Raw genomic sequence first — 20,087 nt, 5'->3', positions numbered from 1 at the left:
CCGCCGAATTTGAATCACAAACTGCATGGTCTACCTTTTGCTATTGGTTGTAGTAATCTACCCATCCTGGGTTTGGTTTTCGAGCTCTCTCGTTGCTCTCTGTGCCTGAAAATAGAATGCCACTGAGCCCAGCAAGGCCATCACCATATTGGGTGCAATGGTCACGAGAATGGCAGCCGTGCCCATTATTTTGTGAACACCAACCAATAACCCCAGGGCAGTGAGGTTGGTTCCCACAACCACATTGAGAAACTTCGAGAGCGCGCTAGAGCCAATATCAAATAACCATTGGATATAGGCGGAGAAGGTCACGGCCAGCGAGAAGCTCAGGGCGAACTGGGTGGCTGCCGCCACCAGGGCCAGGGACGGGCCCGCGGGCCAGTTATGCCACAGTGCCCAGGAGGCGTAGAGAGTGCCGCCTATCAGGCCGATTTTGTAATGCTTTTTAAGCAATTTCCTTAACACAATAACTCTTTTTTTGCTGTTCGTAATTGGCGTCGTAATGGAGCGAAGTGTAAGTAAATATCCTAATGGATGTGGAGTGATAAAGTTGTGCCAATAGACACTATTAGGTGGGCAATCAGCACTTTCTCGCGTCGAGGTTTTTTTGATGCTCAGTTGTACTGGAATAGTGTCATCTGCCCTCCAAATAGTGCGGATCAACCAATTAATCTACCCCCTTTTTTGATAGGCTAGATTTTCAATCAACTGATTTAATGTTAGTTTAAACTAGCTGGCTTATAAGAGCGGGAGCGATGTAATGCGTAGACGTGAATTTATGGGAAGTCTGGCGGCGGGAGTGGCACTGGCATCCACCACCGGACTATCGGGTTGTGCCACTGCGGCTCCTGCTGGTGCCGTTAGGCCTACGGCGGGTGGCATACTGAGTGACAAGAAGCGCCAGCAACTGGTCGCCATGGCAGATTTCGGTCGCAAACAGCCGGCTTCCGGTCGCAAGGGCCTGGCAGTATCAACTCACCCATTAGTCACTCAGGCGGCGCTGGATGTCATGAGTGACGGTGGTAATGCCGTAGATGCCATAGTGGCCGCCTCTATCGCGCAAAGTGTTGTTGAGCCCCATATGACTACCCTCACCGGGGTCTGGTCCATGCTCTACTACGAGGCCAAAACCGGCAAGGTTAGCTACCTCAACTGCAGTAACAATGCACCGCTCAATCTACCGGTGAATCAAGACGAGTGGAACAAAAACGCCGTTGAGATGATGAATGATGGTCGCGGTGTGACCGTACCCGGGTTCTGGGCCGGGGTGGAAGAGGCGTTGAAGGTGTACGGCACTCTGCCGAAAAAACGCCTGGTGGCGCCGGCCATTGACTATGCCCGCAACGGCTTTGAAATTCACCCCTTCCTCTGGGGGGAAATGTTTGCCGAAATGAGCCACCTGTGCCGCACCGAAGCCGGTCGGGAAATTTTTATGCCCAATGGCACCAATATTCCCAACGTGGGTGAAAAGCTTTATCAAAAGCGTGCGGCGGATCTGTTGGAGCGGTTGGTAGAAGAGGGCAACGACTACTTCTATCACGGTGCTTTTGCCGAAAAATTCTCCAAGTTGGTGCAGGAAAACGGCGGTTGGGTGACGCCGGAAGATTTTGCGGCCTATAAACCCATGTGGCAGGACGCTGCTCGCACTCGGTATCGCGAGTATGATTATTTCGGGGCACCTTATCCAGATTTTGGTGGTCAGTTCCTGGGTGAGATTTTCAATGTACTTTCGCTGTTGGACCTGAAGTCCATGGGCCCCGCGTCCCAGTCCGGTGAAACCCTGCTGACCATGCGTCGTACCATCGACCTGGTGACGGAGCAGGCCATGGGTTGGCACTATCAGAATAATCGCCCCAATATCGAGCGTATTATGTCGATGGAATTGGCCGAAGAGCGCTTGAGCGAATTGCGTAAACGGGGCATTGCCAGTCTCGCCTCGGAGATGGATACGGTAGCGCCACCACCACCGGGTTCCAATCATCTCACCGTCACCGATGCCGAGGGCAACGTAGCCACCGTATTGCACTCCTGTATGTCATGGCCCTGGAGCAACGGCCTGTTTGTTGACGGCATTAATATTTGTGCCGCCTCCGCCCATTACGGTTCCGGTATTCCCAAACCCGGCGAGCGGATTAAAGCCCGAATTGGACCAAACCTGTTTACTAAAAATGGCAAGCCCGTATTGATGTCGGGTTCGCCGAGTGTCGGACTGGTAGAAAATATTGTACAAGTGAGCACCAGCCTGCTGGACTTCGACATGAACATTGAAGAGGCCGTCCATCAACCGCGATTCGGCAGTGCCTGGGGGGCAAAGGTGCCGGGCGCCTTCTTCGTTGAAGGGCATATGGACAAGTCAGTGCTCGATTACCTGAATAAGCACGATGCTAAGTACCAGTTGCAAAACCCGTGGAATTGGTCAAATGGCTCCTTCGACGGCATCTATTTTGATGAAAGTGGTCTGGCTCACGCTTGTGGTGACCCAAGGCGCAGTGCCCAGGCATTTGCATTGTAAAGTATGAGCGTATCGCAAAAATTACCGAAATGGATGAGCAGAACAAACGCTTCTCACTGTTTGCTACCTACCTGGCACCGCCATTCAAAGGGATGACCGTTAATGCCAGCTATTACCTGACCTCTACAGAGTCAGGCGTTAAATATAGTCTCGACGCCTATACGCAGTTGTATATTCCTGCACCCGAGGGGGCTAACCCTCAGCAGCAAATTGCTAATTACATAAGCAGCGGCCAAAAAGGCGCGCAGCAGTATTTGGACAAGGTGATGCTGGAGTTAAAGCAGTCTTTGGAAAAACAGTGACCTAACAGCTGGGAGCGAAAGAGAATTGACATGACTATCAATATCTTAAAAAACTGCACTATCTTCGATGGCAGCAACGAAGAACTGATTGAAAACGGCAGCATTGTGATCGAGAACGACTTGATCCGTGAAGTCACAACCGGTGATGTATCCCTGAGTGATGCCGGTGTCATCGATATGGGCGGGCGGTTTGTGATGCCGGGCTTGTTGGACCTGCATTTCCATGCTTACTCCATCACCTTTAATATGCACAAGCTCGACACCATGACCATGCCGATGAAAGTGGCTCACGCCGCGCGGCTGCTAAAGGGTACATTGCATCGCGGCTATACCACGGTACGTGACCCCGCCGGTGGTGAAATTGGCCTGCAGTTGGCCATTAACCAGGGGCTAATGGAAGGGCCGCGCTTTTATCATGGCGGCAAGGCCCTGTCACAAACCGGTGGTCACGGCGATATGCGTCCATCGGATGCGGCCGATGATATTTGTGGTTGCGCCGCCAACTCGACTTTCTCCGAAGTGGTTGACGGTGTTGATGAGGTACGCAAATTCTGCCGCAACGAATTGCGCAAAGTGCAGAATCGCGAATTTGAATTCCGCGCAGATATCGTTAAACCCATCGACCAGCTGCGTTCTGCCACCAGCATCAATGCGGAAATCATGAAAAAAGACGGTATGGTCGGTTGTATCGCACCGGGCGCTTTCGCAGACATTATCGCCATCGACAAAAACCCGCTGGAAGATATCCATGTCATGACCAAGCCGGACGAGAACTTCTCGATGATTATGAAAGGCGGCGAGTTTGTGCGCGCCCTTTTGTAAGAAGTGAACCAATTGCCTGGAGAATGACTGCATGTCTGCAACGTTTATGGGGCACCCCAAGGGGTTATTTGTTTGTTTCTTGACTGAAATGTGGGAGCGGTTCGCCTATTACGGCATGTTATCGCTGCTTATCCTGCACTTGACCAAAACCTATCTGCTGTCAGATGCCGAGGGCAACAAAATCGTAGCCGCTTATGGTGCCCTGGTGTGGATGCTGCCGGTGTTGGTTTCTTGAAAGCCAATATATCGACGGTGGTGGGGGCACTCTATGAGCCCGAAGATGCACGCCGGGACTCGGGTTTTACCACCTTCTATATGGGTATCAATATCGGCGGGGCGCTGGGGCCTCTGGTTTGTGGCGGATTGGGCAACTGGCTTGGTATGCGTTACGGCTTTGCCGCCGCGGGCATAGGTATGCTGGTGGCCATGTGCACCTTTCTCTACGGCCAGAAATTCCTGGGTGACAGAACCAGCCCTCCAAACCCTGAAGCCCTGCGCCGCAAGCTACTGCCGGGCATTACCCGGGAGTGGGCTATTTATGGTTGTGCCCTCTTGCTGGTGGTACTTGTCTGGCAGGCTTTGAATGTGTATGCCCTGGCGTCAGGCACCTTGTTGTGGTTTGCCGCTGGTTTGGGGCTGTTTGTCATGTATTTCTCGATCTTTCGCTGTCAGCCTCTGGAGCGGGACCGAATGCTGGTGGTGGCCACATTGATCGTATTTGCGATTATTTTCTGGTCCCTTTACATGCAGATGTTTGGCTCGCTGACATTGTTCTCTGACCGACTGGTTGATCGCGATCTGTTCGGCGTGGAAATTGCCGCGTCTCAGTTAAACGGCCTGCCTTCTGTTTTTGTGATTACCCTGGCGCCGGTATTGAGCTTTTTGTGGTTCTGGTTGGCCAAACGCCATTTAAACCCCAATATCCCGGTGAAGTTTGCGTTGTCGCTGGTACTGGTGGGGCTGGCCTTTATGATGCCCTCCCTGGGGCAATCTTTCAGTGATGACGGCATGCGCATTAGTCTGTTCTGGTTTGTGATGATATTTGTGTTGATGGTCATTGGCGAATTATGCCAGGCGCCAATCTCCATGAGCATGATTACCAAACTCTGCCCCAGGCGCGTGCTCGGCATGATGATGGGGGCCTATTTTGTGTCCTTGGCGATCGGCAGCATTGTCGCGGGAGAGTTGGCGGCGCGATTCACGCAGGTGGCACAACGGGCTGATGGCAGCTTGGTGGATGCCGGCGCTGCTCTGGATACCTATGCCTCTGCTTTTTTTGCCTTTGGCGGCATCGCCATTTGTTTTGGTTTAATGCTGTATTTATTGTCACCCTTTTTGTATCAGCACATGCATGACCGGGATGAAACCCATGGTGACAGCTTTATTTTGCGTTTTTATCGCGGTGTGGGTCTTTGTTCCTGACCTTTTTGATCGTTGACCACCAATAAATTTAACCAATTGCGTGTGGGTTATTCACACAAGTCTAAAGGGCATTACCATGATTACAATTAACCGGCTGTCACTGGCAGAGGCCCAGTTGCTGATCGAAGGGGCCAGCAAGCAGGAGCAAAAAATCGGCGTACCCATGTGTATTTCCGTCGTAGACGAATCCGGAACCCCGATTGCCTTTACCCGTATGGACGGAGGTAAAGTCACCAGTGCGACTATCGCCCTGGATAAGGCCTACACCGCAGCAGCGGCACGCAAGGCTACCCATGAATACAATGAGGCCTGCGTGCCTGGCAGTCTCGCCTTTGGTATCCATACTGAAGTGGGCGGACGTCTCAGTGTTGTCGGCGGTGGTTTGCCGGTGGTGGTCGACGGTGAGGTGGTTGGCGGTATAGGCCTGAGTTCGGGAACACCTGCGCAGGATATGGAGTGTGCCCAGGCGGGTATTGATTACTTTCTGCAAAGGCATGACACTTGAGTGCTCGGGGATGGTATATTGCCTTCTTGGATACTCTTGCTCCGTTAGGTAGCTGCCGCAAACTCGAGTGAGAGTGGAGAGTGGAGCGAGTAAAGGGGACCTTGTCGGGGAGCTATTCAGCGAGTGATGGGCGCAATGTCACCTTCACGCAAGCCTGCATTGATTGCGTCAATCAGCTCTTGTGCCCTCGGGTGATTTTTACTGGTGACGCAGTGCAAATCCTTGGACAAAAACACGTTTCCCACGGTTTCAAAGCTGGTTGCCGACATAATTTTTTCAGATGCCCAGTCCGCAACCCGTTGATCCGACAGGGCCAGATCAATACGTCCCGCCGCCAGCATTTTGAAGAGTTCCGCTGCGGAGGTTACTAGGGTCACCTTGAGCGATTGGAGTTGAGTTTTCTTGGTGCCCTCATTGTACTCGTAGCCTCTGATAAGACCAATGCGGTAGCCCTGCAAGTCGCTCAACTCGACGAATGGGTGAGAATGGCCTGCGACCGCATAGAAACTCAGGTGGTTCGTGAGTATGGGGAGAGAGAACAGCAGAAACGCCTCCCGCTCTGCTGTACGCCATACACCGCAGACGGTATCTATTTCCTTATTCTGTAACAGCTGGGGCAACAGTCTTTTGGGTGGGTAAAAGTGTGGTATTGCCTGATAGCCGGAATGCGACAGGGCTTTTTGAATGAGGGGAAAAATGATGCCTTGCTCGGGAGCGTTTTTGAAGCTATAGGGAGGCCAGTGGTCGAACCCGATCGTAACCGTGCCCTTCGCCGCAACTGTCGAGAGCGGCGCGCATAAAAGCAGCACGGACAAAATAGGTATAGAAAGCTGAATAAGCAACCGCAATTAGGTGACGCCTCTTACGCAGGGTTTCGATGAGTGCAGCCTTTAACCTTGTTCCTGCTCAATCTTCTCCCGCAGAATACTCATCACCCAATCAAAATGCTTGTCGAGGGTTTGTTCCAATTTCTTATAGTCTCCGGAAGCCACCAGGGCACCCAGTTCACGATAATTGCTGAGATAGCGGTCCCAATTGCCTGGAATGATGGTCGCCAGCTGGCTGTTGAAATATTCCAGGTGTAAGCGGCTGACAACGGGGTTGAGGTAGGAATTGCCGGCCAGGTCGTTCATATAGCGGTGTGAGGCAGAGATAGCCAGGAAAAACTCCGTGGCATCGCGTTCTTCTCCCGCCTGGTAAATCCGCGCCATGATGTTATTCAGTGCTTTGGTCTGGGCTTCGTTGGGTTTGTTTTTACTGGCCAGACGAATTGCCAGGCCCCCGACCACCTGCAAAATTTGCACGCCCTCGAGCAGGTTCTCGGTGGTGAGTTCCCGCACCCGGGCTCCCCGGTTGGGCAGCAGCTCCAGCAGCCCCTGGCCGGCCAACAGGTGAAACGCTTCGCGCACCGGTGCCAGGCTGGTTCCCATGTCTTTCGACAACTCCGAGGTGATCAGGCGTTGCCCGGGTACTATCTTGCCCCGTTGAATACCGTCTAATAACAGCTCAATCACCTTGTCGACGGATGAAGTTTTTGGAGACGCCTTTGGGGCGGTATCTTTGAGGGCGCTAACTTTTGCCACAGTGACTCCTGTTTAATCAGCATCTATTAATGAGCATTAGCGGTAATTTTAGCGCAACCAGTGCTTATAGATATACCTTTAATTGATCTTGTTGTTACATTTTCGATAAAGATAGCGACAATCTATGAAATTAAAAAGTCAATAAAATCAAATGGTTAGTGGGCTTTCTGCATTTTTGGTTATTACGTGTGCCTTCCTTATCTCTAATTATCGTTGATATTATCGATAATCTGAGATATAAATTATCGATAATATTGTATGGCGATAAAGATGGAGAACTTAACGATGACCAGTATTCGATTTATTGAATCCAGCGGCGAGGAACATACGGTTGAGGCCGATGACGGCCGCACCTTGATGGATGTCGCGGTGGATAACCTGGTGCCAGGTATTCTGGGGGAGTGTGGCGGCGCCTGCGTTTGTGCCACCTGTCACGTGATGGTGGAGCCGGAGTGGCAGGCCAAGGTGCCCGCCAAAAGCGACACCGAGGATGCCATGCTGCAAGGCGCTATGGATGTGACCGAAAAATCCCGCCTGGCCTGTCAGATTGTGGTTGATGAAAGCCTCAATGGAATGGTGGTGCACATTCCAGAGCATCAAGTTTAATGATTGGCATTAAGGAGCAAGAGTATGTCGTCCGATCCAATAGAACACGAGTTTGATCCGCTCTCCGATTATTTTGAGCGCAATGCCTTTGCAGAGTTTAAGCGCATGCGCGAGAATCACCCGGTGTATCGCCACCAGGGCACACTGATGCCGGTGGTATCGCTGTTCCGCAACGACGATATTCGTGCGGCCCTGCGCGATTGGAAAACCTTTTCCAGCCAGCGCAGTGAGGAGTACAACAAAAAGGCGTTGGGTGATGCGTCTATCCTGATTGGCAATGATCCCCCCTTGCACACCACCTACCGCGATATTGTGGCGCCGCTGTTTTTGCCCAGTGCGGTGCATAAAATGGAAGCCATTGTTGAGGAGCAGATTGACCAGGCTATCGCCGACACAGTGGATAAAGGCGAGGTCGATTTTTTGCGCACCTTTGCCATGCGAGTTTCTCTCGGCACCATCTGTCATATCTGTGATATACCGGAGAAAGACTGGCCGTTAATGTTCGAAATGACACAGAACCTGGCCAAAAATGATGGCCAGGCGGTGTTCTGGAAACGACAAAGGCCAGATATCGAGGCGCAATTGGGTACGGCCATTACCGTCTTGACGGACTACTTCAATAAACACCTCGAAGAGCGCGTAAGAAACCCCAGGCAAAATATGCTCAATGAGATTGCCACCCAGATTGATGAGCCGAGGCACTTGACCGGGCTATGTATTCTGTTGCTGGGCGCCGGTTTTGAAACCACCATGAATTTAATGGCCAACGGCATGCAGGAGCTGATTCGTCACCCGCAGCAGATGCAGATGTTGCGCGACAATCCGGACCTGATTGACGGTGCGGTGGAAGAGATGCTGCGCATGCGCGGTACCATTCGCAAGCAGGATCGTATCGCTGGCGAAGATATGGAAATCCGTGGTGTGAAGATATACAAGGGCGAGTCCCTGGCGCTTTGGAATGGCTCGGCCAGTCTTGATCCGGACGTTATTGAAAACCCGGAAACCTTTGATATTACCCGCAAGCCCAATCGTCATCTGGCATTCGGTAGTGGTATCCATATGTGTATCGGCAATGTGCTGGCGCGTATGGAAGTGCGAATGGCGTTCAAGCGACTGCTGGAGGCGACCAGCACCATTGAAGAGACACGCGGTGCGGGTTCATTCCGCAGTATGGGCAACGGCATTCTGACCGGTGTTGATTACTACCACCTGAAATTAAGCTCTTAGTGAGTAAAGATGATGAGTTTGGTCGATAGCTATAAAATAGTTCGCCTTCACGAGACCGGTGGACCCGAAGTGTTGAAGCTGGAAACCGCTTCGCTACGGGAACCGCAAGCTGGTGAAGTGGCGATTAAGGTGCTCGGTATTGGCATGACCCAGGGCGATGCCATGTATCGCTCTGGCACCTATCTGGAAAAACCGGAGTTTCCCTCCGGCTTGGGCACTGAAGTCTGTGGCGAAGTCATTGCGGTTGGTGAAGGCGTTACTCGCTGGAAAGTGGGGGATCGCGCCAGCTCACTCTCTTCCATGTCTATCAACCGTTACCCTATTTACGGTGAATATGCGCTGCTGCCGGAATTCTCCCTCATTAAAACTCCCACCGGTTTTTCCGACCTGGAGGGGGCCGGCTTTTCGTTGGCGTTTGTGCCCATGTATTTTGCATTAATTAAAGAGGCGCAAGTGAAAGCGGGCGAGTGGGTGTTGCTCAATGCGGCCGCCGCCACCACCTCCATGGCAGCCTGCCAGATTGCCAGGTTAGCGGGTGCTCGGGTTATTGGCGTAGTGCGTAACCCGGCCAAAGCCGAGCACTTAAAAGAGCTGGGTTTTGATCATGTGCTGGTCTGGGGCGATGACATCGTCGATCAAGTCATGGCCATTACCGGCAAAGGTGTGGATGTGGTTCTGGACCCGGTGATGGGGGATTGCTGTCAGGCGCTCAGCGAAATGTGTGGCTGGCGCGCCCGTATTATTCACTACGGTGCTTTGGGCACTGCCGAGGCAACACACTCTATTTACCAGATGGCGCCCAAGTATCTCACCATCAAGGGTTTTACCATCTACGGCTACTCCGGCAGTCAGGCCATGAACCTGCCCCGAAATGACGTGGCGATGGATGAAGCCATGGACTTTCTGGAGTACGGCGTCTCCGTTGGTGCATTAAAACCGCTGATTACAAAAACCTTCGAACTGGATGAGATTGTCGAGGCTCATCAGGATCTCGCAAACGGCAAGCATATTGGCAAGATTGTGGTGATTCCCTAATTATTTCGTATCTGAAAACGCTTAAAAGCTAACAGCTAAGGATCGGATAAACAGGCTTTCACTGTTAGCTGTGTACTGTTAGCTGTTAACTAAAGAGCAAGAGGACATTATGGCAACCATAACCCCAACCCCGGAAGAAATGGCAAAGCGGGTCGCCCGCTTTGATGAACTGCAGGTACTGGAAACCCAAAAGAATCCTGAAGTGCCGCAGGATGTGATGGACCTGATTTACTCGCGCAAACTCAAACCCGTGATCACCCTGGGTGAGGATCCAGACTCGCCCTTTGGCAGCGACGCCCCCATAGTGGGCGCCGCGGGTATTACCATCACCTATGCAATTTGCCCCGCGGGAACCGGGCCGACTCTACATTCTCATCACAAAACCCACGAAACTTTCACGGTAATGAAAGGCCGTTTTGAATTTTTCTGGGGTGACGAAGGCGAGCACAGTGTGGTGCTGGGGGAATTCGATACCATTTCGGTGCCGCCGCAGGTCAACCGGGCCTTCCGCAATGTCAGCGACGAAGAAGGTGTCTTGCAGGTGATCATCAGTGGTGGTGTTCACGATCGTAAAGACATTTTATTTCCGAAGAAAACCGCCGAACAGATTTCGGAAAAAGACGCCGACTATCTCAAGTTCTTCCGCGAAAAAGTGGGGCTGGAGTTTGAATAGTGTAACGAATATGCGTTGCATTCTTGACAGTATTTATTTTGTATTACCAGGGGCAAGCCTGCGATGATGATATTTACCAATAGCCGTGTATTTGACGGCCTGCAACCGCAACTGCGAGATGACGTGAACGTGGTCGTGGAGGGGGATCGTATCACCCAGCTGTTGCCTGTCGGTGAGCCGCTGCCCGCTGAAGCCAAAGTGATCGACGCCGGTGGCCGCGTGTTGATGCCGGGCCTGATCGATGCCCACATACACGCTTACGCCGCCGATATTAATCTGCTTAACAACGACCGCAAACCGGTCACCCTGATTGCTCACCACGCCAACCAGCGGCTGGAGAATATGCTCGCCCGTGGCTTCACCACCGTGCGCGATTGCGGTGGTGCAGACATAGGCTTGGCCCAGGCGCTGGAGCAGGGGCTGGTGAAAGGGCCGCGATTAATCTATTGCGGCAAGATTATCAGCCAGACCGGTGGCCACGGTGATGTGCGTGCGGTCCACGAGCACGAGGACGGGGGCTGTTGGACCTGTGGCTGCACCTATGCCGGTCATATGACCATCACCGTAGACGGGGTGGACCAGGTGCGCCGCGCCGTGCGCGACAATTTGCGTCGCGGTGGCAGCTTTATCAAATTCGCTGCGTCCGGTGGTGTGTCCAGTACCTCCAGTCCCCTGGAAGCCATCCAGTTCAGCGATGACGAGGTGTTGGCGATTGTCGACGAGGTGGATCGCTACGGTACTTACTGTACTGCGCACATTCACCCGGATAATGCCATCCGCCGGGCCATTGAGCTGGGGGTGCACTGTATCGAACACGGCACCATGATCTCACCACAGACGGCACAGCTGGCGGCGCAGAAGGGCACCAATATCGTGCCTACACTGGCCATTGCCACCGCGCTGTTGCGCGAAGGTGAAGCCCTGGGCTACCCGCAGGTGTCTATGGACAAATTGCGCAAGGTGGTGGATGTCATGCACAGCGGTTTGCAAAACATGAAAGACGCCGGTGTTACCGTGGGCTTCGGCACCGACCTGTTAGGGGATTTGGAGCGTCATCAATGCCTGGAATTTGAATTGCGCGCACAGGTGTATTCACCGGCGGAGGTATTGATGCAGGCGACATCCATCAATGCCCGTATTCTCGGTCAGGAAGGTGAACTGGGTGTCATTGCTCCGGGTGCCTGTGCGGATCTGCTGCTCTTGAATGGCAACCCCCTGGAAGATATCAGCCTGTTTGCCCAGGACGAAGGTGCGTTGGCGGGTATTGTGCAAAATGGCCAGCTGATTTCAGAATACTCGAGTAGTTTTTTATAGTTTTAAGTAATAAATGGAGTGGTATGCGGGTAAATAAGGACGTTTGCCCTGGAGGGAACTGCGTATATAGGTGAAACGCATAAAGTACTATTTGGTAGTGATATTTTGCTTGTTGAAATTATCGATAATTTTATCATAAGATTAGATTGAGTTATTTGTGATCGCTTGGGCTAACAAAATGCCTGACGCGGATACACTTGAATCCATCTAATAAAAACCACCCCAATCGGGAGAGCGTGAATAATGAGTAAACCTATAACATCTATGGTGTGTGATAAGAAAGTGAGTCACAAAAAAAACAAAGCATCGTTTTCGATGCTGGCGTTGACAGGTAGCCTGGCGATGTCCGGTGCCATGGTGCCAGGAGCTCAGGCGGAAGAAGATCTGGGCTTCCTGCTTGAGGAGATAATAGTTACCGCCACTAAGATGTCTTCAACCAGTATTCAGGATACCCCCATTGCAATCACGGCGTTCACCGAGGACGCGCTGGCACAGAAGGGCATTGTTAATATCCGCGACCTGGAAATGTTTACGCCGGGGCTGGATATTGCCGTCAACGGGCCGGCAACCACCCTGGTGATGCGTGGCATGGGCACCCAGGCAGACTTCAACGGTTTGGGTAACGTGGCGGTGCATTTTGATGGCGTCGTGGTTGAGGACAGCGGCAACTGGCTCGCTGGTTTTCTGGATGTCGAGCGGGTAGAGGTGTTACGCGGTCCCCAGGGTACACTCTATGGCCGCAACTCCACCTCCGGTGCCATCAATATCATTACCCAAAATCCCGGTGATGAGCTGGAGTACAAAGCCAGTATTGGCGCAGGTGACTACAATGCCCAGGAATTCACGGGCATGATCAGCGGCCCCCTGTCTGAGAAAGTGGGTGGTCGCCTGGCCATTCAGAAGCGTTCCCATGACGGTTACATTGACAACGAGAGTCCTACCGCCGATGACGGTATGGATGAGGACACACTGGTAGCCAATGCGACCCTGACCTTTGACATCAGTAATAGCTTGAATGCCACCTTAAAGATGGACTACCTGGATCAGGATTATTCACCCAACTACCGTCCCGCCACCGATACCAATGTGGGTCATCTGCTGGGGGGGCAAGTCTACAGTGACTTTTATACCATCAGTACCGATGTGGATGAGCGGATCAAAGAAGAGTTCACAGGCCTGTCGCTGACGCTGGAAAAAGATCTGAGCGAAAACCTGCTGCTTAAATCGATAACCGGTTATCGGGAGCGGGAAGGCCTGTGGATTACCGATTTGGATACCACGGAAGCCCCCATAGGTGGTATGAATGCTGAAGATGATAAACAGGTCTTTACGCAAGAACTGCAATTAATCGGTAAAGGCGACAAGACCGAATGGCTGATGGGGCTCTATTACTTTGACAGTGAACGTGACGGTACCAGTTTGGTTGACGTTGCGGGGTTAGGCATGAGCATTATCTCCGATACTTTGGATGAGCGTACGGCCTATTCAGCATTTACCAACGTGAAGTACATGCTGAGCGATAACCTGAATATCAATCTGGGCTTGCGCTACAGTTACGAAGAGGCGGAAATTGATACCAACTCATTAACCACGGCTTTTGATCCTGGCCTTGGGTTTGTCACTATTCCTTCGGCGGTTACCGCTGATGAAGACTGGAGTTCCATCGATCCTAAACTGGGTATCGACTATTTCATTAACGAAGATGTGATGCTTTACGGCACCGTATCGACCGGCTTCAAAAGTGGCTCCTTCAATGGTGATGGCTCAGCCTATGACGAAGAGTTGATCCTGGCCTATGAAACCGGCGTTAAATCCACGCTTATGGGTGGCCGCGTGACGCTAAACCTGGCAGCCTTCTACAATGATATTGAAGACCTGCAGGTACTGGTGTTTGATGCCTCTTCCGCCAGCTTATCCAGTGTGCAAAATGCGGCAACGGCTACCGTGTATGGAATTGAAGCGGATCTGTCTGTTCGCCCGTCAGAGAACTTGATGCTGACTTCGAGTTTCACCTATACCCAGGGTGAGTACGATGATTTCGAAAATGCGCTGGACTATGACGGCTCCCTGGTGGACGTTTCCGGTAATCAGATGCCCTATGCCCCGGAGATGACGTTCAGTTTGGCGGCGCAATACAGCATGAATGTGGCTGACGCCGGTACGCTGACCTTCAGCGGCGATTACGCCTGGACCGATGAAACCCGCTACAACGTTTTCGAGGACGATGTGGTCACCGAAGGGTCCTATCATACGGTTAATGCCAACATACGTTTTGATTCAGCGGACGAATTCTGGAGCCTTGAACTCTACGGTAAAAACCTGACCGAGGAGGAGTCATTTGGTTGGATGTCGACGTCTTTCTTCTCTACCCCGGGTTTTCCCGATGTGGCCGGCTCAGTCAACGCACCACGTACTTTCGGGGTGAAGGTCACTGTCAAGCACTAAACTCTCCTCTTGGGGGTAGCGAGTAAGCTATACCCTGACCCTCGCTTGAATAGCGGGGGTGTTTTTTTTGGAGCCAGACATTAAGTTTGATATGTTTAATCCATATGGATTATATTTACCCCATGAAACAGTATGAGGCAATTATGGTAAAACGCATCGCCGCCAGTGCATTGGCATTGGCTATAACGGCAACCTGCTTTGCTACCGAGCCTGCTGGTGAGCCAGAGCAACCGCTTACCGCCTTTGTGGGGGCTACGCTTATCGATGGTAATGGCGGCGAACCTGTTACTGATGCAACAGTGTTGATCGCAGGTGATCGCATACTGGCTGCCGGTGCATCATCTGACGTGGCTTTACCCGCAGATGTAACAACCGTTGCGGCCAATGGTAAATACATAGTCCCTGGCTTTATCGACACCCATATGCATTTTTTTGAAAGCGGCCGCATTCATATGGACAAAGTGGTCCCCATGTTTGACGACGAAATTACCGAAGAGGCGGATATTGCATGGGTTAAACAGCGCCAGCCCTATACTCTCAGCCGTTATCTTTGCAGCGGGGTAACCACGGCACTGTCTGTCGGTGGTCCGTTACATATTGAGTTTGGTGCCAAAGAGCAAGCCAAACAGCTGGAGCTGGCACCGAGGGTGCTGGTCGCCGGAGGACCTATCAGCAATAGTGGTATGGAGTGGAAATTTGACGGTGAGGACGCCGTTTTTTCAGCGGATACCGAAGCCGAAATGCGTGAAAAAATTCGCTTCTTCGCCAGTAAAGGTGCCGATGCTATCAAGCTGGGTTACCTTGGGCCTCCCATGATAGACGCAGAAGTGACCCCTCAACAGTACGCGCCGGTACTGCGTGCTGCAGCGGATGAAGCCCACAAACTGGGCCTGTCGGTATTAACCCATGTGATGGCCCGAGAAGAGGTGGAAGCCGTCGTTGATACCAACCTGGATGCTTTTGCCCATATCGCTTTTGATGAGCCCATCAGCGATGAGTCTGTGCAGAAAATTGTCGACAAGGGTATTTTTGTCGCGCCAACCATTGCTGTATTCCCCAAGTACACGGAAGTGATGGAGCGGGAATACCGGATGACACCCATTGAAGAGCAGTGTGCTGACAAAGAGGTGATTAGCACCTATATCGACTACCCCGACAGTTTTATGAAAAAGGTCGCCTTTAAGCTCTCGTCCTGGGGGCTGCAATTTATGTTGGGTGACATCCGTGAACCCCTTGGTGACAGCGTGCGACGCTTGCAGAGTGCCGGTGCCAAGTTCCTGATCGGCTCCGACGGTTCCCATATCGGCACACCTCACGGTGTGGCGGTTCACACCGAAATGCAGATGCTGGAAGAGGAGGGCATTACACCTGCCAACCTGATTCAGGCTGCCACTAAAAATGCCGCTGAGGCCTTGGGCAAGAGCGACGAATTTGGCACGGTGGAAGCGGGCAAGGTTGCCGACTTCCTGTTGCTGAACAAAAACCCGCTGGAGACCATCAAAAATGCCCAGTATATCGATACGGTCGTTACCCAGGGCAAGGTGATTGAGCAGAGTAGACTTCGTACTCAATAAGCATCTGCTCAAACCAACAAAAAACGGGAAAATATATGAGAGTTTCAACAGCCGCATTGGTTCGTGCTGTGCTAGCTACTTCTGCAGCTATTGGGCTCGCGGGTTGCAGTCAATCGGTTATGGAGCCTACACCGGCCAGGCTCTCGGTGAAGGTATCCGAGCCGGTGATGGTGGGTTCGGGAATATCCCCGTTTGAGGATATGTGCGGCCAACTGAGCGATGGTTTTACCTTTATAAAGGATGAAGAGACGGATCCTCGTCTAGCAGTAAATCCCAATAATCCAGACGAGATGACGGTGGCGTTTATGCGCGATCCGATTCTCGCGGTCTCGGCCGCTTACACCCAAGACGGTGGCAAAACCTGGCAGGAATCAGAGCCGCCCGAACACTCCCCCTGTACTGGAACCGACTACAACGCCTATGGCGATCAGGATATTGATACCGATGCCAGTGGCCGGCTCTATCTCGCCCATACCCAGGGCAATTTTCTGCCTGAAGGTCAGCCAATGGATGCAACCATGGATGCCTGGATGGACAGCAAGGTGGTTGCTGCCGTTTCCGAAGACGGCGGCAAAACCTGGTCCAAGCCCTTGGAATTATCTCCCATGGGTGAATACCAGCATATGGTGCTGGTGGCCGCGGACAAACAGCGCGAAGGCCATGCCGTGGTGCTTTGGGCGGTGGGTGAAAACCCCAGTGTACTGGAGCATATGAGCCCTCACCTGGAGGATAAATACGTCTATATCGCAAAAACCAGCGACGGTGGTAAAAGCTGGAGCAAGCCAGAAAAGGTGATGGAAGGGTTCGGTGCACTGGATCTGGTTCAGTTCTCGGATGGCCAGCTGCTGGCGGTAGGACCAAATACCCAGGAAAAGATGGACTGGTTCCTGAATGCCGGATTAGTGGGCGCTATCGATAATAAACAAGGCGATTGGAGCCAGCCTTTTGAGCTGCCGTTGATCTCCAATACCGGCGTTTTTAACCACCCGGAAGGGGATACGGTAATGGCCATCGATGTGCCTGTAACTGTAGGCTCTGATGATCGCCTCTATCAAATTGCCTCTCGTTTTGAGCGCTCAACAATTTGTTCGATGCTCGACTTAACGCTCGCTACTTCGGTTGGTTGGTGTGGTAGCCCCCAAAAAGAGCAGGGGCAGTTGCTGTTTTCAGCTTCGGCGGATCGAGGCGTTAGCTGGAGTGAAGCAGCGGCCATTACGGCAGTTAAAGGACCGATTTGGAATGCCTCCATAGCCGTAACCGACAAGGGCACACTCGGTGCTTTCTGGTACGACTCCCGTGACGATATCCCGGATGATGGTCAAATCACCTCACGGGCGATGTTTGCGGTGTCTACAGATGGCGGCAACAGCTGGAAAGAGGTGCCGCTGTCTGAGTCTTTCGACATGAAGCAAGCACCGACCCCGCACCAGCCACTCTATATGGGTAACTATGTGGAAGTTAAGGCGTTGAGCAGTAACAGCTTTGGTGTTGCCTATCCGGTAGCTGCGCCACTGAATAAGCATGGTCGTTCCGATATGCACTTTAACCGAATTACGGTGGAGCAATAATGGCGACCAAAACTGAAGAACTGAAAGCTCATAAATCTATGGCTAAACTGATATAGTACATGCATATGAGAACTCATTGATATCTCTTAGGGCCAGGTGATGTCCGACTTCACGGATTCTATTATTGAAATGCACTCAGGGAGCGACAAGAGTAAGGGGGGGTTGAACGAACTCTATTGTGACCCGACGCTCACGTGTGACGAAGAAGGCGTGCTGCTGAATCTCCGCAAGGACTATGGCCAAGGAACGCTGGAAATCGTGTCTCCTTTGCCCCGCTTTCGCATGTATGTGCAAGACATGACGCTCTCAAGGCCCTTAAAACAATTAAAGGGAGCGGGTGTTGAGTCGGAAGACGACTTGCTGTTAATACGCTTTTCGCTTAACGGCGAATTTCAGTTCTCCAAGGGACAGCAACGCTTAAAAAATACACCCCATGCAGCCTGTATGATTTTGTATTTTCCGAAAGGCGAAGTTATCACATCATACGTTCCGGTTGGTATCCAGAATCAGGGCGTTTCCTTTTATGTCACCAGCAAGGATTTTTTTGAAACCTTTGGTGATCATAAGTCTTATCCAAGTCCCTTTAAAGAAATAAAAAGTGGACAAATGAACGAAGTGTTTTTTGAGCGCTCCCAAATAACATCTTCCATGATACAGGCAACGCGGGATATTCTGAATTGCACTTACACCGGTAAGGTGCGCCATACATTCCTGAGGGCTAAAGGCGCTGAATTATTGTGCCGTTATATTGAAACCCACCCGAAAGACCAAAAATTGGCAGTTCGAGCGGAAACGTTTAAAAAGGAACAACCACTTGATGCCTGTGATGGTTGGATTGAGGAAATACATTTTCTAATCCAAAAATCCTATGCTTCACCGCCCTCTATTGATGAACTCTGTAGGCACTTTGGTCAGAATCGAAATAAGTTAAATCATGGTTTCAAGCAGCGATATGGGATGACGATTGGTCAGTATACTAAACAGCTAAAGCTGGATATTGCGTCTCAAGAGCTGAAGAATAGCAACAAATCTGTATCAATTATTGCCCATGAATTAGGATACAGTCACTCAAGTAACTTTATTTATGCGTTTTCATCCAGTTATGGGATGACTCCTGCACAATTTCGAAAGGCCAAGAGCACATAATTCTCCCCTAATGACCCAAAAGTAGTGAATAATTCATAACTAATCGTTACTTTTCCATAACTTCTGCCGGCTCAGAGCGATAGACTAAAGCCTCAAACATAAAGATTGCTTGTTCAGACCAGTACAGGGATCAACATTGATCCCAAGAGGCGAAGAATATGAAGAGAGTCCTGCTTGCAGCACATGTCGGCTTGGCATTAAGTCTATCACATACCCCGTTAGCCCTTTCTGCAGAAACAGAAGGCGTCGAATCCTTGCTGGAGGAAATAATAGTTACGGCGCGAAAGCGTAGCGAAACTCAAATGGAAGTGCCATTGTCCCTGGAAGTTATCGGTGGTGACGACCTTGAAAAACAAGGTATTAATAACTTTCAACAGTTATCAGGTACTGTGCCAGGCTTGAATTACAGCCAGACATTTGGAATGCAGAATCGAATCTCTATGCGCGGGGTAGGGGCAACGGAGCTCTCCTCAGTGACACCAGGTGTTGGCCTCTTTGTCGACGGTGTTTTCCAGCCTAACCAGTCATTTTTTGCTGCGGGTTTCCATGATGTAGAGCGGATAGAGGTCCTGCGTGGTCCCCAGGGTACCCTATACGGCCGTAATACGCTGGCCGGGGCCATCAATATCACGACCGCAACACCTTCTGATGAATTCGAAGCGGAAGTTGGTGTTGATGTCGGGAACAAGGATAGTCGAAAGATAGATTTCGCCGTGTCTGGTGCTTTGACTGAGCAGAACCTGTATGCACGCTTGTCAGGTTTCTACGACGAGACAGATGGCTTTTTTGACTCGGATACAACCGGGGAGTCTATCGATGAGTCAGAGAGTGAAGGCGCACGTTTGTCGCTGATCTATGAGCCTGGCGAAGCATTTGATGCGAGATTTACAACCAGCTACTTTAAGCAGGAGGCCAGGGTACCTCTACACAATGATATTGACGTAACCGACAGCCAATATCGCAAATTTATAGCCAGTAGTTTTTCTGCAGATAACGTCGACTCACTCTCTGTTAGCCTTAATTTGAATTATCATTTGCAGGGTATGGACTTTATATCGATTACCTCCTATGACACCAATGAGTCCTTTGGTGATTCTGATTTTGCGCTATTGAATACTATCTATACCGGGGCTGGAGTATCATTTAACGCGTTAACCGATACTAAGAGTATCGGCCAGGAGTTCAGGCTGCAATCAAACGGGGATAAGCCCCTGCAGTGGATTGCCAGAGCTGGCCCCCTTCCTTTGAACAGCTCATCCCCATTCTATAAGTGGATCCACGCCAAGGTTTAAGCCACCAGGGAAAGCGGCGTTGTATTGAAGTAAACCTCATCCGGTGTTTTCCGGTCAAGGC

The 20,087-nt window shown here is 51.4% G+C and carries 19 protein-coding genes; 16 read left to right on the top strand and 3 right to left on the bottom strand.

Annotation, left to right across the window (positions count from 1 at the left end):
* Window positions 1-57: 57 nt before the first annotated feature.
* A complete protein-coding gene (locus HBA55_RS36220) occupies window positions 58-465 on the bottom strand; it encodes a hypothetical protein (protein WP_167000927.1) in 408 nt (135 codons plus the stop codon).
* 295 nt (window positions 466-760) lie between these two features.
* On the opposite strand from HBA55_RS36220, the gene HBA55_RS36215 reads away from it, so the two are divergent.
* The 6 genes from HBA55_RS36215 to HBA55_RS36190 all read left to right on the top strand — a co-directional run bounded on the left by HBA55_RS36215 (window position 761) and on the right by HBA55_RS36190 (window position 5,563).
* Window positions 761-2,512 carry a gamma-glutamyltransferase gene (locus HBA55_RS36215; RefSeq protein ID WP_167000925.1) on the top strand — a complete coding sequence of 584 codons (1,752 nt, stop codon included), beginning with the start codon at window positions 761-763 and terminating at the stop codon, window positions 2,510-2,512.
* Between the two features lie 29 nt (window positions 2,513-2,541).
* A complete protein-coding gene (locus HBA55_RS36210) occupies window positions 2,542-2,814 on the top strand; it encodes a hypothetical protein (protein WP_167000923.1) in 273 nt (90 codons plus the stop codon).
* 30 nt (window positions 2,815-2,844) lie between these two features.
* Window positions 2,845-3,636 carry an amidohydrolase family protein gene (locus HBA55_RS36205; protein WP_167000921.1) on the top strand — a complete coding sequence of 264 codons (792 nt, stop codon included), beginning with the start codon at window positions 2,845-2,847 and terminating at the stop codon, window positions 3,634-3,636.
* A gap of 31 nt (window positions 3,637-3,667) precedes the next feature.
* Window positions 3,668-3,871, top strand: coding sequence for a hypothetical protein (locus HBA55_RS36200; protein ID WP_167000919.1), 204 nt, complete (start codon window positions 3,668-3,670; stop codon window positions 3,869-3,871).
* Complete coding sequence (locus tag HBA55_RS36195) at window positions 3,868-5,058, top strand: peptide MFS transporter (protein WP_167000917.1); 1,191 nt, start codon at window positions 3,868-3,870, stop codon at window positions 5,056-5,058. Before HBA55_RS36200 ends, HBA55_RS36195 begins: the two co-directional genes overlap by 4 nt.
* Before the next feature lie 76 nt (window positions 5,059-5,134).
* Window positions 5,135-5,563 (top strand): GlcG/HbpS family heme-binding protein, encoded by a 429-nt coding sequence (locus HBA55_RS36190; protein WP_167000915.1) that lies wholly within the window; start codon window positions 5,135-5,137, stop codon window positions 5,561-5,563.
* A gap of 116 nt (window positions 5,564-5,679) precedes the next feature.
* On the opposite strand, the gene HBA55_RS36185 is transcribed toward HBA55_RS36190, so the two are convergent.
* Together HBA55_RS36185 and HBA55_RS38135 are read right to left on the bottom strand one after the other, a co-directional pair.
* Window positions 5,680-6,411, bottom strand: a complete 732-nt coding sequence (locus tag HBA55_RS36185) for a substrate-binding periplasmic protein (RefSeq protein ID WP_167000913.1) — start codon at window positions 6,409-6,411, stop codon at window positions 5,680-5,682.
* A gap of 42 nt (window positions 6,412-6,453) precedes the next feature.
* A complete protein-coding gene (locus HBA55_RS38135) occupies window positions 6,454-7,146 on the bottom strand; it encodes an FCD domain-containing protein (protein WP_167000911.1) in 693 nt (230 codons plus the stop codon).
* Between the two features lie 285 nt (window positions 7,147-7,431).
* Between HBA55_RS38135 and HBA55_RS36175 the strand changes: the two genes are divergently transcribed.
* The 10 genes from HBA55_RS36175 to HBA55_RS36130 all read left to right on the top strand — a co-directional run bounded on the left by HBA55_RS36175 (window position 7,432) and on the right by HBA55_RS36130 (window position 20,026).
* A complete protein-coding gene (locus tag HBA55_RS36175) occupies window positions 7,432-7,752 on the top strand; it encodes a 2Fe-2S iron-sulfur cluster-binding protein (protein ID WP_167000909.1) in 321 nt (106 codons plus the stop codon).
* Between the two features lie 24 nt (window positions 7,753-7,776).
* Entirely contained in the window at window positions 7,777-8,979 is a 1,203-nt protein-coding gene (locus HBA55_RS36170; protein WP_167000907.1) for a cytochrome P450, read from the top strand.
* A 9-nt stretch (window positions 8,980-8,988) separates the two neighbouring features.
* Window positions 8,989-10,014 carry a zinc-dependent alcohol dehydrogenase family protein gene (locus HBA55_RS36165; RefSeq protein WP_167000905.1) on the top strand — a complete coding sequence of 342 codons (1,026 nt, stop codon included), beginning with the start codon at window positions 8,989-8,991 and terminating at the stop codon, window positions 10,012-10,014.
* Between the two features lie 109 nt (window positions 10,015-10,123).
* Window positions 10,124-10,687 carry a cupin domain-containing protein gene (locus HBA55_RS36160; RefSeq protein WP_167000903.1) on the top strand — a complete coding sequence of 188 codons (564 nt, stop codon included), beginning with the start codon at window positions 10,124-10,126 and terminating at the stop codon, window positions 10,685-10,687.
* 63 nt (window positions 10,688-10,750) lie between these two features.
* Window positions 10,751-12,001 (top strand): metal-dependent hydrolase family protein, encoded by a 1,251-nt coding sequence (locus HBA55_RS36155; RefSeq protein WP_167000901.1) that lies wholly within the window; start codon window positions 10,751-10,753, stop codon window positions 11,999-12,001.
* Between the two features lie 243 nt (window positions 12,002-12,244).
* The gene (locus HBA55_RS36150; protein WP_167000899.1) at window positions 12,245-14,446 is read left to right on the top strand and encodes a TonB-dependent receptor; all 2,202 of its coding nucleotides are present in this window, start codon (window positions 12,245-12,247) and stop codon (window positions 14,444-14,446) included.
* Window positions 14,447-14,589: 143 nt separating this feature from the next.
* Window positions 14,590-16,020: an amidohydrolase family protein gene (locus HBA55_RS36145; RefSeq protein ID WP_167000896.1), complete on the top strand. Its 1,431-nt coding sequence runs from the start codon at window positions 14,590-14,592 to the stop codon at window positions 16,018-16,020.
* Between the two features lie 35 nt (window positions 16,021-16,055).
* Window positions 16,056-17,588, top strand: coding sequence for a sialidase family protein (locus HBA55_RS36140; RefSeq protein ID WP_167000894.1), 1,533 nt, complete (start codon window positions 16,056-16,058; stop codon window positions 17,586-17,588).
* Window positions 17,589-17,687: 99 nt separating this feature from the next.
* A complete protein-coding gene (locus HBA55_RS36135; RefSeq protein WP_167000892.1) occupies window positions 17,688-18,734 on the top strand; it encodes a helix-turn-helix domain-containing protein in 1,047 nt (348 codons plus the stop codon).
* Between the two features lie 158 nt (window positions 18,735-18,892).
* Window positions 18,893-20,026: a TonB-dependent receptor gene (locus HBA55_RS36130; RefSeq protein WP_167000890.1), complete on the top strand. Its 1,134-nt coding sequence runs from the start codon at window positions 18,893-18,895 to the stop codon at window positions 20,024-20,026.
* Window positions 20,027-20,087 lie beyond the last annotated feature (61 nt).

Source organism: Pseudomaricurvus alkylphenolicus (assembly GCF_011683955.1).
In the GTDB taxonomy this organism is placed as follows: domain Bacteria; phylum Pseudomonadota; class Gammaproteobacteria; order Pseudomonadales; family Cellvibrionaceae; genus Pseudomaricurvus; species Pseudomaricurvus alkylphenolicus.
Note: the sequence above shows the minus strand (reverse complement) of the source record. Positions and strands in the feature narration are given on the sequence as shown.

Excerpts from the sequence above, each read along its gene's own strand:
- HBA55_RS36215 (WP_167000925.1), top strand. The coding sequence starts at position 761 with ATGCGTAGACGTGAATTTATGGGAAGTCTGGCGGCGGGAGTGGCACTG.
- HBA55_RS36210 (WP_167000923.1), top strand. The coding sequence starts at position 2,542 with ATGGATGAGCAGAACAAACGCTTCTCACTGTTTGCTACCTACCTGGCA.
- HBA55_RS36205 (WP_167000921.1), top strand. The coding sequence starts at position 2,845 with ATGACTATCAATATCTTAAAAAACTGCACTATCTTCGATGGCAGCAAC.
- HBA55_RS36200 (WP_167000919.1), top strand. The coding sequence starts at position 3,668 with ATGTCTGCAACGTTTATGGGGCACCCCAAGGGGTTATTTGTTTGTTTC.
- HBA55_RS36190 (WP_167000915.1), top strand. The coding sequence starts at position 5,135 with ATGATTACAATTAACCGGCTGTCACTGGCAGAGGCCCAGTTGCTGATC.
- HBA55_RS36175 (WP_167000909.1), top strand. The coding sequence starts at position 7,432 with ATGACCAGTATTCGATTTATTGAATCCAGCGGCGAGGAACATACGGTT.
- HBA55_RS36170 (WP_167000907.1), top strand. The coding sequence starts at position 7,777 with ATGTCGTCCGATCCAATAGAACACGAGTTTGATCCGCTCTCCGATTAT.
- HBA55_RS36165 (WP_167000905.1), top strand. The coding sequence starts at position 8,989 with ATGATGAGTTTGGTCGATAGCTATAAAATAGTTCGCCTTCACGAGACC.
- HBA55_RS36160 (WP_167000903.1), top strand. The coding sequence starts at position 10,124 with ATGGCAACCATAACCCCAACCCCGGAAGAAATGGCAAAGCGGGTCGCC.
- HBA55_RS36155 (WP_167000901.1), top strand. The coding sequence starts at position 10,751 with ATGATGATATTTACCAATAGCCGTGTATTTGACGGCCTGCAACCGCAA.
- HBA55_RS36150 (WP_167000899.1), top strand. The coding sequence starts at position 12,245 with ATGAGTAAACCTATAACATCTATGGTGTGTGATAAGAAAGTGAGTCAC.
- HBA55_RS36145 (WP_167000896.1), top strand. The coding sequence starts at position 14,590 with ATGGTAAAACGCATCGCCGCCAGTGCATTGGCATTGGCTATAACGGCA.
- HBA55_RS36140 (WP_167000894.1), top strand. The coding sequence starts at position 16,056 with ATGAGAGTTTCAACAGCCGCATTGGTTCGTGCTGTGCTAGCTACTTCT.
- HBA55_RS36135 (WP_167000892.1), top strand. The coding sequence starts at position 17,688 with ATGTCCGACTTCACGGATTCTATTATTGAAATGCACTCAGGGAGCGAC.
- HBA55_RS36130 (WP_167000890.1), top strand. The coding sequence starts at position 18,893 with ATGAAGAGAGTCCTGCTTGCAGCACATGTCGGCTTGGCATTAAGTCTA.